This window comes from Sphingobium sp. UBA5915, assembly GCF_002431195.1.
Taxonomy (GTDB): Bacteria; Pseudomonadota; Alphaproteobacteria; order Sphingomonadales; family Sphingomonadaceae; genus Sphingobium; species Sphingobium soli.
In genome coordinates, this window is sequence record NZ_DJDV01000010.1 from 1 (window position 1) to 13,015 (window position 13,015).

11 protein-coding genes and 1 pseudogene are annotated in these 13,015 nt (G+C 60.2%); 1 reads left to right on the forward strand and 11 read right to left on the reverse strand.

Translation table 11 applies throughout. The annotated features are described in order from the left end of the window. Positions 1-316: 316 nt before the first annotated feature. The 7 genes from B2V90_RS01320 to B2V90_RS01350 are packed head-to-tail and all read right to left on the reverse strand — an operon-like array spanning position 317 to position 6,634. Positions 317-1,222 carry a glycosyltransferase family 2 protein gene (locus tag B2V90_RS01320; RefSeq protein ID WP_293919451.1) on the reverse strand — a complete coding sequence of 302 codons (906 nt, stop codon included), beginning with the start codon at positions 1,220-1,222 and terminating at the stop codon, positions 317-319. After that, the gene (locus B2V90_RS01325; protein WP_017503135.1) at positions 1,222-1,803 is read right to left on the reverse strand and encodes an SAM-dependent methyltransferase; all 582 of its coding nucleotides are present in this window, start codon (positions 1,801-1,803) and stop codon (positions 1,222-1,224) included. The genes B2V90_RS01320 and B2V90_RS01325 overlap by 1 nt, the downstream gene beginning before the upstream one ends. Then, complete coding sequence (locus tag B2V90_RS01330) at positions 1,800-2,465, reverse strand: PIG-L deacetylase family protein (protein ID WP_051035824.1); 666 nt, start codon at positions 2,463-2,465, stop codon at positions 1,800-1,802. Before B2V90_RS01330 ends, B2V90_RS01325 begins: the two co-directional genes overlap by 4 nt. Further along, complete coding sequence (locus B2V90_RS01335) at positions 2,462-3,568, reverse strand: acyl-CoA dehydrogenase family protein (RefSeq protein ID WP_017503133.1); 1,107 nt, start codon at positions 3,566-3,568, stop codon at positions 2,462-2,464. Before B2V90_RS01335 ends, B2V90_RS01330 begins: the two co-directional genes overlap by 4 nt. Then, entirely contained in the window at positions 3,565-4,614 is a 1,050-nt protein-coding gene (locus tag B2V90_RS01340) for a hypothetical protein (RefSeq protein ID WP_017503132.1), read from the reverse strand. The genes B2V90_RS01335 and B2V90_RS01340 overlap by 4 nt, the downstream gene beginning before the upstream one ends. Further along, positions 4,611-5,531 carry a glycosyltransferase gene (locus B2V90_RS01345; protein ID WP_017503131.1) on the reverse strand — a complete coding sequence of 307 codons (921 nt, stop codon included), beginning with the start codon at positions 5,529-5,531 and terminating at the stop codon, positions 4,611-4,613. Before B2V90_RS01345 ends, B2V90_RS01340 begins: the two co-directional genes overlap by 4 nt. Next, a complete protein-coding gene (locus B2V90_RS01350) occupies positions 5,528-6,634 on the reverse strand; it encodes a glycosyltransferase family 4 protein (protein ID WP_017503130.1) in 1,107 nt (368 codons plus the stop codon). The genes B2V90_RS01345 and B2V90_RS01350 overlap by 4 nt, the downstream gene beginning before the upstream one ends. Before the next feature lie 324 nt (positions 6,635-6,958). Between B2V90_RS01350 and B2V90_RS01355 the strand changes: the two genes are divergently transcribed. Then, positions 6,959-7,741, forward strand: a complete 783-nt coding sequence (locus tag B2V90_RS01355; protein ID WP_017503129.1) for a transglutaminase-like domain-containing protein — start codon at positions 6,959-6,961, stop codon at positions 7,739-7,741. A gap of 349 nt (positions 7,742-8,090) precedes the next feature. On the opposite strand, the gene treY is transcribed toward B2V90_RS01355, so the two are convergent. The 4 genes and pseudogenes from treY to B2V90_RS01375 all read right to left on the reverse strand — a co-directional run. After that, on the reverse strand, positions 8,091-10,484 hold the full coding sequence (treY, locus tag B2V90_RS01360) for a malto-oligosyltrehalose synthase (protein ID WP_293919452.1): 2,394 nt from the start codon (positions 10,482-10,484) through the stop codon (positions 8,091-8,093). Further along, positions 10,481-11,482: pseudogene (locus B2V90_RS01365) on the reverse strand (4-alpha-glucanotransferase); the annotation flags it as partial. The gene treY and the pseudogene B2V90_RS01365, both read right to left, overlap by 4 nt. A 136-nt stretch (positions 11,483-11,618) precedes the next feature. Next, positions 11,619-12,386, reverse strand: coding sequence for an IS21-like element ISSsp5 family helper ATPase IstB (gene istB / locus B2V90_RS01370; protein WP_007686288.1), 768 nt, complete (start codon positions 12,384-12,386; stop codon positions 11,619-11,621). Then, a partial coding sequence (locus B2V90_RS01375; protein ID WP_414711564.1) for a Mu transposase domain-containing protein occupies positions 12,383-13,015 on the reverse strand: 633 nt, incomplete at its 5' end. The genes istB and B2V90_RS01375, both read right to left, overlap by 4 nt.

Below are 13,015 nucleotides of genomic sequence, written 5' to 3' on the forward strand. Positions count from 1 at the left end.
GTGGGGCTGGGACAGCGCTTACACAGCAGCCGTTCACTCGCGACAATTTGTTTATGCTGCACCGCACAATATGGGGGAGTTCGGCCAGCACGCAAGGCGTGGCGCCCTGATCTTCATAATATCGAGAGCAATATATTTGTCGGCATATTCATGGAGGCGCGTCGTGCGAGCTAAGTTACGAACATGAGATAGGAGCGAGCGGTTGCCCGGCGCGGTCCGCGACTCCGCGCGCCAGGCCATGACGATACGCAATCAGTCTTGCTAGGCAGGAAGATGGCTTCGGCGCCATTCCACCCCAACGTAGGGCAACCGCCAGTCACTTGGGCGAAATGTCAGCCCTCTGTTCGGCATGGTGATAGTTACGGCTTTGTTCTGATGTCCAGTCTGCCGGTTCAACCTTTGAGCCCATCATCTCGGCTCGTGTCGGTGCGCGAAGCTGGACAAGCTTATCTCCTTGGCGCTGCACGATGCCCAGACGCTCAAACGCTTCAAGCCAGCCCTCCATCGGCCAATGCTTCCAGCGCGCATGGAAGCGCCGTGCATTTCGTACAATATCATCGAGATGCTGCAGCGGTGGATCATGACTGTCATGATATTGGTGACAGGCTATGGCCTCACCGACAAATAGCAGCTTCAGGCCAGCTGCCACTGCTCTGAACCCGAAATCCGTGTCTTCAGCGCCGTAGCCGATGAACCCTTCATCGAACCCGCCCAGCGCCTGGAACGTCGAGCGCCGCAGCGCGAAGGCAAGCGACCAGAACAGTCCGGCATTAGCCTCTTCTCTTAAGCCTTTGTCCGGAAATAAGCGCACCGGATGCGCGCGACCGCGCTTTAGCAAGTCTGTCTCGTTCCAGCAGTCGCGGGCATCATCTGGGCCAAGATAACGGATATCCGCACATAGAAGGGCATCATATTCGCTTAGGGTATCAGCCAGGATCCCAATGCACTGTCGCATGGGGATGCAATCGACATCCAGAAACACGAGCCTGTCATGACTGGCCAGCGAAGCTGCTCGATTTCGCGCCGCTGCCAGCGGGAGGCCGTTGGCCTCGAATTGATCAATATGCACGCGAAACTGAGCCGGTGGCAATGTGACCGGTTCATCGCTCATATCGACGACGATCAGTTCATTGGGTTGACGATCACTCCGCTGCAAGCCGGCTACAAGCTGCGCCAGATGCAGGCTACGGTTGCGAACGATGGTGAGGACGGAAACGCCCATTAGCAGCGTTTCCACAGGTCTAGTCGATATGTGTCGTGCCGTTCGGCCAGCTCCACTTCGAAATTCGAACCGAGTTCGGTCCAAAGAGCCTCGACCGCCTCGTCGCCACTATGAGGGTAATCAGTCTCTCCGGTATAATGGACAAGGATTATACGGCCGCCGGCAGCAACCTGATCGCGCAACCATTCACCTGCCCGATCAAGATCTACAAGGTCCCAATAATAAGCGACCTCGGACAAAATGACGAGGTCGTAGCCTTCGCCATCCGGTGTATCGTGCGGAAAGGCCATCTGCGCGAGCGTGACGCCAGGACGGTCGCCCACCCGCTCTCGCGCCTTTGTGAGCGCCTTGGTGCTGATATCGATTGCCAGCAGGCTATCGCACATTGGCGCCAAATGGCTGGTCAGAACACCATGGGCACAGCCGATCTCAAGCGCACGGGCATATCGGCGGTCCGCCAGGACATCATGGGTATGGGCGAATTTGGCGGCTTCATATTTGCTGGATGCAAGATCCCACGGATCATCATTTGAGGCGAATATGTCATCGAAATATTCCGCCTTGAGGCTGGTGACGGTCATTGTCGATCCCTTCTCAATGTCAGTATGTCCCGTGCGGGCATGCGCAGCTTCTCGCGCGGGAGCCTGAAGCCATCGCCCATCATCGGCGACATCTGGCTGCGATGCGCCAAAAGCGCCTGTCGCCTGCGTCCAACAGCCATGGAAGGCGTCGCAATCCGTCGGGCAAAGGGCGGCGGATCGCTCCACACATGATAGGCGAACAATGTGACTGGCCGCTTTGCCCGGCGCGTCGCCGCCTTCGCAAGTCGATAGGCGGCGACATGGTCGCAATGCGTTTCGCTGTAGTCGGACACTGCAATCGCATCGATCCGGCGCCAGCGGATGAACGCTGCCAGTCTATCGGCATCTCGGCTGAAAATCTGGCTATCGACAGGATGGGGTTGGGCATCGCGCCACCCCATCCAGATCGCCGGGGCGGCGGCAGCATTTAATCTCCCAATGGCGTGCCGGGCTTCCTTGCGCCGGGTGATCGCAACGCGCGGCGTACCTTCGGGGTGCGATCCCGCCCCGTCGGTCAGGTAGACGATAGCGCCTAATCGATCTCTGGCGGCGCAATGCGCTATCAGCGCGCCGGCCCCCAGCGTCTCATCGTCAGGATGGGGTGCCAATATGAGCCAGCGCGCCTGCGACCAGCGGCTGCGCGAAAGAAGCTCGGTGTTCACCACAAGCGTTCGCCCTCAACCCAGATATCGTGGTCGAGAAGTGCCTTGGCGGCCTCATCGCGGGCATGATCTGGACCTGCCTGCCGCAGATAGAGAGATAGGTCGCGGACGATCTTGTCAGCACGTTGCCCGTCTAGGGCACTTTGTGTCCCGAGGATCCGCGCGGCGGCCTCCATTACAATGAACCCGGCGTCCTCGACGACACCGCGTGTCATCCGAGCCACGGCGACGGCATCGTCATGACCAGATGCGAAACGCTGTGCAGCTTCCGCCACCCAGAAGCCAGCGGTTCGGACAGCAACGGTGGCATCGGCGAACCGCGCGCGCTGGACAGGATCCTCGCGCGCCGCGTCGCGCATGGAGCGACGAATTTCTGTGACGAGCGCTTCAATTCCACCAAGCTGCGCGGCGCAAAAGCGCCATGCCCCGGCGGTAAAACGGGGATCCTGGTCATAGTCACCTGGCTTGCCCAGCAGCATGTCAGGTTCGACCGTTACGTCGTCCAGCACATAGCGTCCGCTCACGCTCGCGCGCATGCCTCGTACACGCCATCCTGACAGGTCCGCGCGGACTTTCTCATCAGCGCGAACAATGACGAGCCGACGGTGCTCGCCTTCACTCGCGGCCGTTACAAGCGCATAATCAAGCCCCCCAGCCCCGCTGGCAAATATCTTCTCGCCAAGTAGCGAGGGAACAGTCTCTCGCGTCAATCGGACGCCGGGAGATGGCTCGGTCGCCCAAACTCCGAACCATGCTCCGCGATCGAGGGCATTTGCCAGCCAGCGGAACTGATCGGGCACCCCATACCATTCGAACAGGGACAAAGCGTTGACATGGCCTTCGTAGAGCCGAGCAATGCTGAGATCGCCGCGTCCCACTTCGCGCAAGGCCTGCGCCATCGCACGGCAGCGCGCTGCCTCGTCTTCGAAGGGAAGGCCCCCGCATATTTGGGGGGCAAACCAGCGATGGTGCCCGCTTTCGATCAGGGCCGACATGCTCTCGCAGGGGAAGTTGGGTGCCGCATCATAGCGCGCGCCCAATATTGCCAGCCGATCGACAATATCGATCGTTCCGGGGTCCTGACTTTGGATATCGGGGATCACGTAGCACGACTCCTGTCTGCCGGCGATGTGCCGGCAAGGTCATTCAACCAGCGGGCGATGGGTTCGGCTCCACCTGTGTCCATCAGGCAGTCGGGCCAACATCTGGCGCGCTCGATCGCCTGATTGATCATTCCCGGCCAGTCGCCTGCTGGCGGCCATTCAAAGCATGCGATCGCGCCACCTACAGCCGAAAGCTTTTCCGCCTTCGATACCTGTTCGTCAAAGGGACGTGGTTCGGGCACGCAGATGAAGGGACGACGCGCGCTCAATACCGCGCTGACAACGCCGTCTCCCCCACCCCCGATAACGACCGCTGAGGCTGCGATCTGTGCATCGGCATCTTCGACCCATCCCCGTAATTCCAGATTGTCCGGAAAGGATGCAGGCGCCGTGCAGGGGCCAATGATGCGAAACTTACGCTCGGGTGTCGCACGGGCAATTTCGGCCCATCTATTCCCGTCAGAAATGCCGCCCCCTCGCCCAAGGACAATCAATACGTCGCCATCACGTTCAATTGCCTCGCTGCGCGCTGATCGGACAATGCCAGGAGCGTAGATGGTCTTTTTGCGGATCCAGCCGGGGATTTCATCATCGTCCAAAGCTTCATGGAAGGGGGCAAGCAGAGCAGTTGCCCCGCGGAAGGCTTCAAGATGTGCAGCATCAAGTCTTCTGCCGTTCAAACGGACATAAACAGTGGGCACGGATGCGAGACGGGCTAGCATTGCCACCTCGGCCGATACGTCTACCACTATCAGGCGCGGCCGCGCCTGCGCGATCCAGGCTGCTATCAGTGCGGTGCGCTGCCGGATTCCCTCATGGTCCAGCGGAGCATAATGGAGCGACAAAGGCCGCTGGGAGCCGTCGATACCCCAGAACCCATCATCGAGGCGGTCATCAGGCAGTTCAAGACAGGGAAGGCCTTCAGTCCGGGCCATCAGCCCGGTCCCCAGCAGCGTGACGCTCCCCAGCGACCGACAAAGTGCGATCGCGCGTTGACGGTGACCGTCGCCATGATGATGGACGTAATAGCCGATCGGGCGGCTCATGAGATAGCGGCCGGCCTCGGAAGCGGCATGTCACAGGGCAATGCAGGCAGGGTGCGTTCCGCCTCTACAAATGCCGCTGCGCTCATTTCGCGCCTGGCCTGAAACCGCCATCGTGCGCGCGCCTCCCAATGCGATAAAGCGGGGACGAAAGGTGTGTCTCCCCTCTGTGCGCAGCCCAGCCATTGCCGCATATCAGCCGACATGCCGCCATCGGCGCGCCCCACGGTGCGGGATGATGCCCGCGTCCATACGGCATTGGGGTGAACCAGTTTGCCGCCCACTTCGATCGCTGCTTCGACCAAGGCACGGTCCTCTCCTGTGCGAAGGAGTGGCACGCGGCCTGCGCGGATGTAAAGATCTGCCGATAGCGCAAGGCTCGCGCCCGTATGATCGCCATGCCGGGGCGGCATGTCCCAATCAACCGGATCGATCGCATCCTCGATTGCGCGCACCGTCCGCCAATAGGCCTCGAAGCGACGACGCAGCGAAAATATTTCCGGTGCTTGAGCGGCCTCCAACTCATCCAGTTCGATCCGGCCGCCAATGATCCGATCCAGGGCGAAATGCGCAAGGTTGGCATCGACCCAGTCTGCCGGAGGCCGGCAGTCAGCGTCTGTAGAAATCAGCATACCACGCGGGCCCACTAATTCGGCGCCAAGATCCATCGCGGCACGGCGAGCAGACCCGGCGTGCGCAAGGACGGGGTCGAACTCTCGCTGGATCATTTTGAGCGGGAAGCGGGCGTTGAAGCGCTGCGCGGCGTCGAGTGCGACGGCGTATGTCGCATCTTTGCTGTTATTGACGCAGATTGCGACAGCGAAGGGCGCCCCTGTTCCCTGCCGGGCCAAGGCTTTGATCAGGCGGCCGATATGCTCTGCCTCGTTGCGGGCCGGTACACAGATACAGACCTGCGTCATGCGACATCCGCGACAGGTGGGAGCCCAATATCCGGCGCATTCGGGATCGCGATCGGCGCCATCGCAAGATGCCGATACAAAGCCTCATATTCGTCGACCATGCGCCGCGAGCAGCAATAATGCTCGGCATATGCCCTGCAGGCGCTGCGCTCGAGTAGCGAGGCGGCAAGTACGGCCGATGCGAGAGAGGAAATATTGTCCGGTTCAGCGAGAACGCCGCAATCGGGCGTCAGGAGCGCAGGCAAGCCGCCACGCGCGAATGCGGCGACAGGGGTACCGCAGGCAAGCGCTTCAGCCACGACCAGACCGTAAGGTTCTTCCCAGCGCGGCGTGCAAAGGGCGGCGACGGCACCGCCTACAAGCTTGGACAACGCGATGTGAGAAAGATGCCCGACATATTCGACATCCCCTCCCAATCGGGGCGCGATGAGCTTATCGAAATAGCCCTGGTTCGAGATCGGTCCCGCGATCCGCAAGGGCAACCCCGCCAGACGCGAGGCGTCGATCGCATAATCCAGTCCCTTCTCGGGAACAATCCGGCCATACCAAATGAGATAGGGCTTCTGGTTGGCAATGGGCTGGTAGGGAAAATGCCTGAGGTCGATACCATTGGGAATGACGTGGTGGGCATGCGCAACATGGCGCCACATCGCGGCCGTCGCTTCGGAGACCGCCACATAGGTCATTGGTCCGCGATTGAGCCTGATCCCGCTCTCGAGCCAGCAGAAGGGCGGCGTATGGAGGGTGGTGACGACGGGGACCGACAATGTTTCGGACATGCTGACCGGCAGATAATGCAGGGAATTGTTGTGAATGAGGTCAAATGAGCGTGACCGCAACGCAGTCATCAGGTCCAGATAAGCATGGTGTTCACGAAAGAAGGCGACATCGTTCGCCTCGTCAATACCGGTCTCGAGAAGCGACGTTTCCTCGCAGATCGCTTCTAGCCCCAGACTTGGGTCGGATCGCGTCGAAGCGAAAAGGGTGACGTCATGGCCCCGTTCCCGAAGCGACCGGGCAAGGATATGCGTGTGCATTTCCAGACCGCCAGCGAATGGCTCGCCGATAGCATATTTCAGATGGGCTATGATGGCGATACGCACTCCACGCTCTCCCAGCGACGATGCGCGAGGATTGCGATCGGCAAGCGTTCAACACAAATGCCGCGATTAATTTCCTCAGATTCCGAATCTAAATACCAGAAATCTTCATAATCCAGATCAATCTATAACCTAGGTTTATTTTCCAAGGCGAATGCAACCGCGATTTGCCGTGTCCATTTTATGCCTGCGCTGGATCAACTTTTTTAGTGAGCTGTTTTTATATCTGGTGCGTAGCGAAGCACACAGAACAAAGACTTGATATTTCTAGATATGTATCGGAGTTTGTCTTCGGTTCGGCTCAGTCGCCCAAGGCTTGGAGTTTGCATGAAACTTAGCGTCCATGTTCATCTCGATTACGAGCTGGCTGGTCCAACGGACCTGCTCTTGCAGATCGAGGCCGCTGATATTCCTGAGCAGGCGATCGAATGGAAGGACCTCATCCTTCCCCGGGCGGATCATATCGCCCATGTTCCCGCGCAGGACGGTATCGGCGAGCGGATATGGTTGCGGATGTCCGGTAAGATGGTCGTCGACTATCGAGCCAGGATAGTCGTCAACCGTAATTTGGCTGACTGCCGACAGTTGCAAAGGGTGCCGCCGCATCAATTGCCCGGTGAAACCATTCCCTATCTGCTTTCGTCTCGGTACTGCGAATCCGATCGTTTCCAAAGCTTTGTCGAAGAGGAGTTCGGGACGCTTCAGGGGGGCGAGCTTGTCATAGCCATGCGTGACTGGGTTCATCACCATGTGCGCTATGTTCCCGGCTCAAGCGACGTCATGACCACTGCGGCCGACACCTTCATCTCGCGCCGTGGGATTTGTCGCGATTATGCGCATCTTTTGATTACATTGGCCCGGTCTGCCGGTATTCCTGCCAGGATCGCGAGCGTCTATGCCGTTGGCGTTGAGCCTCCCGATTTCCATGCGGTCGCCGAGATTTTCCTTGAGGGAGAATGGCATCTTGTCGATGCTACGGGCATGGCGCGGGAAGCTGGCATGGCAAAGATCGGCGTAGGCCGCGATGCAGCCGACGTCGCGTTTCTCACGACGTTTGGCGGCGCCAGGTTGATCGATCAATATGTCGCGGTGGAGCCCTGCCTGGAGTGACGGCGTCGGGTTCGACCCGGCTGACCGGACTGCCGGCATCGCGGTCGCTAAAGCGTTTTCTAATCAGATGGAATCACCTGATGACTCGGAAAACGCGTCGAATCAGCGGTCTAGAGCAGTCGAGCTGACGAAGTTGGACCGGAATCTGCTATAGTGCATCCGAGCGGAGGTGCGGTCATTCTCCTGAAACGTGGCGAAAAACTCGTTGTTCGACCTTTCGATCGGCGCGGGTCCTTGGAAAAGCCCCCCCTCCTGCAGCACCAGAACAAAGCTTTGTCAGCCGCGCAGCAGAGCATGAAAAGCGCCCGCAGGAAAATCTGCCCAACAGGGTTTGCGCTTGCGCTCAGATCTAGGGAGCGGTTCGGTCGAGGGACATATAATAGGGTTGCTGAGCGAAGAGTTGATGCGCTGGTATTGAGGCGCCCGCTTCCAGATATGTGTTCTGCCACCATTGCGATGACGGCAGGCAACCAGACTCCGTGATAGCGGAGGTCGCGCGGATGAGGACTGCGCAGGTCAGCTGCGTTGTTTCGTTTCGCCGGGTGAAGGCAAGGATGTTTCCGGCTCTCGGCCCCCTGGCCAGTACAGGCTCGTAGCGGGAAGACGCAAAAAGCGAATAATTGTCCCGGCGCAGTGCCAGAAGCCTCTGAACAAGCTTGATCTTGGCATTTTCTGTCATTTCACCGGGGGCAAGCAAAGCCTGACGTCGCGCATAATCGACGGCGCGGCGATTATCGGGGTCAACCAGGCTCAGATCCTCCAATTCGCAGCCCTGGTAAATGTCAGGAATGCCGGGCAGGCAGAATTTCAGAACGGTCTGCACCAGGCTGTGAGCCTGGGCAGCGGGCCCGATACGTCCGATCAGGCGCTCCATATCGTCTCTGAAGTCGGAGGCTCCAACAAGATCACGTACAAGATGGGCAGCCTTTTCTTCATAGTCGATGCATGGTTCCTCCCAGCTGGAGCGAAGCCGGGCCTCCCGGAGCGCCTTTTGTTGCCAGGCAAGGATGCGATCCATATAGGCAAGAGTATCGCTTGAGCCGTCCCAAGTGCCAAACAAGGTCTGGAAAAGCTGATAGCAATCGGCAGGATGAATGTCGCCATGATGCGTCCTGGCGCGTTTAATCCATCCTTGGACATGATGCTCCCAGAGATCTGGCACGCCGCTGAGTACCGCAATGCGGGCGCGGCTATCCTCACCGCGCTTATGATCATGGGTCGCGGTCGCGAGCATGGCCGCCGGGAACTCGCTGGCCCGCTGAAGGACCCGGCGATGAAATTCCGCCGGCGAAATGGAAAATTCCGCCGGCGCCGATCCAACCTCATTGGCTGACAATAGTGGTGCCCGGCGATAAAAGGCGGTGTCTTCCACCCCCTTGGCGGCTATCGGCGCCGAAAGCTGCTGAAATCGGCGTACAGCCTCGGCCGCAAGCTCGGACTGGCCAGGGCCATCACCGGCAAGCCATGCCAGAATCTGCTGTCCTACCGGTCTCTCGCCGGGGGGCAGAGAGGGCTTTGCCGCTTCCCACGCCTCGAGCCTCACTTCCTCGTCGCTTGCAGGAGCCGATTGTCCGTCGCCATAAGTGCGATAGACAGGAAAGGCCTGCAGTAGGCAGCTGATCGATCGGCGCAACATCGGCTCCGTCCACGCCATGATCGCGGCTTGTCCGCTGCTTTGGGCGACGGCGCTGAAAGCGTGAACGCAGGCAGCCAGCTGCGCCTCGAACTGCCATTCGAGCATGTCGCGTTTCGCGCGCCGGACGACATCTTGCGGGTCGGACTGATCAGGATCGAGGGCCTCCCACAGGCTTGCGAGAGGTGTTTCGCCAATGGGGTCGTGCAGCAGGGCCGTGACATCGCGCATGAAATCATAACCGCTGGTCCCCTCGACGCCCCAGTCGGGAGGAAGCATTTCCCCGGGCCCAACTATCTTTTCAACGAGGATGATGGCGCCGGGACGGATCTGGTCCATTCGCGATCGCAGACGGCGGCAATAACGCGCAGGGTCCGACAGGCCATCGACATGGTCGATGCGCAGCCCGTCAATCAATCCCTCCTGATAGAGGTGGAAATAGAGGCCATGCGTCGCCTCGAAGACGGCCGGGTCTTCAACCCTCACGCCAGCCAGATCGTTGATTGAGAAAAATCGGCGCCAGTTCAGCTGATCGCCAGCAGTACGCCAATGAATGAGGGCATAATGCTGTGCTTCCGCGATAGTCGCGATATCGCCCTGCTGGGGTCCGTCTGGACGCAGGGGAAGCTTCTGCTCACCATAGAGCAGTAGATGGGGTGCTCCCGCTGATCCAACGACGAGATCGCCCTGCGCGATGACGGCAGCCAGTGGCCCGCCCAATATGGGAAGCTTCAGGGGACCGTTCCAGTCTATATCGAAATAGCAGGCGAACGGACTGGTCGGGCCCAATCGCAATACATCGTTCCACCAGGGATTTTCGCCGCCAGCTACCCCCATATGATTAGGGACGATGTCGATGATGATGCCCATGCCATGGGCTCGCAGGGCTGCAACCAGTTGGCGGAACCCGTCCTCGCCGCCAAGCTCGGGATTGATCCGGGTTGGGTCGATGACATCATAGCCATGGGTTGAGCCCTGGCGCGCCGTGGTGATGGGAGAAGCATAAAGATGGCTCACGCCCAGATCCGCGAGATAGGGTATGACTGCCCGGGCAGCTGCAAAAGGGAACTGCTTCGTCAGCTGGACCCTGTAGGTCGCGCGCGGTGTCATGGCTGAACCCTTTTTTGCAAAGCGGTCTTCGGACGGATCGTGGAGAGGCAGGCGATACGTTGCTGGACATCGGGGTCGGAAAGCAGCCTTTCGATCGGCGCGGGAAGGCGGCGGCGCCAATTGGGATGTTCGTTCGTGGTGCCCGGGAGGTTGGGCTGCTCGGCAAGGCCAAGGAGATCTTCCATCGGCACCAGCAACAGAGGAGCAGTTGATCCCGCCAGAAAGGCAAGCGCGCGCTCAATGACAGGCGCCGCGTCATCATCAGCGGGCTGCGGCGCGCCCCCACCGATAGCGGTCCATAGCGCTGATCGGGCCTCGGCCCGTTCGGCAGGCGTCTCCCCTCCGCGATCAAGCCTGCGGTTCCAGTCCAGATCGCGACCAGTCCACCAGCCCGTGATTGTAGCGATGTCGTGTGTTCCGCTCATGGCCACGGAACGTTCGGGATAGGCTGATGCTGGCCGAAATCCTTCTTCGCCACGGGTGAAAGGCAGAACGGTCATGCCATAGATATTTGCCTTTTCCAGCGCCTCGCCAAATCCAGGAGGTCGGGTTCCAAGATCCTCGGCAATGACGACGGAGGCTGCGCGCCAGGCCTCAAGCCTGACAAGGCGCAGCATGTCGTTAAAGGGATAGGAGAGATAGGCGCCCTCGGTTGCCGGACGACCTTGGGGAATGATCCAAAGACGCTGCAGTCCAAAGCCATGGTCGATCCGGATGCCTCCGCCGCGGGGCATATTGGTCCGCAGCAAAGCGATGAAGGGGGCAAATCCGCGATCTGCCAGGCCCTGAGGGCTGTAGCTTGTAAGGCCCCAGTCCTGACCCTGAGGTCCCAGCGGGTCGGGCGGCGCGCCTATGTGCAGGCCTTGGAGAAAGGCACCCGGATCTTTGCGTGCTTCCTCTCCCTGCGGATCGACGCCGACAGCAAGGTCTGTGATGACGCCGATCGCCATGCCCGCATTCTTTGCCTCACGCTGGACATCATCAAGCTTGGCACGGGCCTGCGCCTGTGTGTGTCAACGGCGGAGCAAAAGTCGGCCATTCGGCGGCGTAAAACCAGGCCATCGTGTTACATGCCGGGGGGAGTGGCGTGAGGGCGTAGCCCGAGGGCCACTCCCCCCGGCATTGGTGTAATTTTCAGGGTCTGGTTTTGGCCTTGCGGGCCCGGCTGTGCGCGAGGCGATAGCTTTCGCCGTTCATCTCGAGGATGCTGACGTGATGGGTCAGGCGATCGAGGAGCGCGCCTGTGAGACGCTCAGATCCGAAGGTTTCGGTCCATTCGTCGAAGGGCAGGTTGCTGGTGATGAAGGTGGAGCCGCGTTCGTAACGCTGGGAGATCAGCTCGAACAACAGTTCGGCGCCGGTCTTGGAGAGCGGCACAAAGCCCAGTTCGTCGATGATGAGCAGCTTGTATCCGGCCATCTGCTTCTGGAAGCGCAGAAGACGGCGCTCGTCGCGGGCCTCCATCATTTCGCTGACCAGCGCTGCCGCGGTGGTGAAGCCCACCGACAGTCCTTTCTGGCATGCTGCCAGTCCGAGCCCCAACGCTACGTGCGTCTTTCCGGTGCCTGATGGCCCCAGAGCGATGGCGTTCTCACGCCGCTCGATCCACTCGCAGCGCGCCATCTCGAGCACCTGCATCTTGTTGAGCCTGGGGATGGCGGCGAAGTCGAAGCTGTCGAGGCTTTTGACGGCGGGGAAGCGCGCGGCCTTGATGCGCCGCTCGACCATGCGACGCTCCCTGTCGATCATTTCCATCTCGACGAGGCGGGCGAGGAAGCGGATATGATCGACGCCTTCAGCGGCACATTGCCGCGCGAGCTTGTGATGCTCACGCAGGCACGTAGGCAGCTTGAGCGCCTTGAGATGGTGAGCGAGAAGGATCTCCGGGGCCTGATCGCTCATGCGGCCTCCTGCCGGTCGGAGAGCAGGCTCAGATAGGCTCTGGCAAAGGTCTTCTCGACCGTGGTGCGTGGCAGGAAGGGATAGACGTCCAGGTCCAGCCTGGGCGGTACGCGTTCGATCCGGCACAGGACGAGGTGCTTGACGGCATCGAAGCCGATGGCGCCAAGATCGATGGCCTGTTCGACCGCCGCCTGGAGATCGGCGAGGGTGAACGTTTCCAGCAGGCGCAGTACCTGCACATATTCGCGCTTGCCATGTTTGTGCATGCGCCCTTCCATCAACCGCTGCAGTGTCGTGAACGCTTCGGGCAGGTCCCAGCCCTGCAAAGGCGCAGCCTGGTCGAATGCGTTGATCTTCTGCTCGATCAGCGGGAGATAATGGAGCGGGTCGAAGACAACCTCCTCGCGGGCATAGCAACGAGGATGACGGGCGATGACTTCGCTGCGGCAGCCGATCACCACCTCATCGACATAGGCCCTGATCCAGACCTCCTGATGGCCCCAGGCCACCGGAACCGAATAATCGTTGGTCCTGTAGCGCACCAGGGATTGCGAGGAGACCCGCCCGCCTTTCTGATCGCAGGCCTCGAAGGGTGTAGCGGGCAGAGGCTGCATGGCCGCGAGATCGCG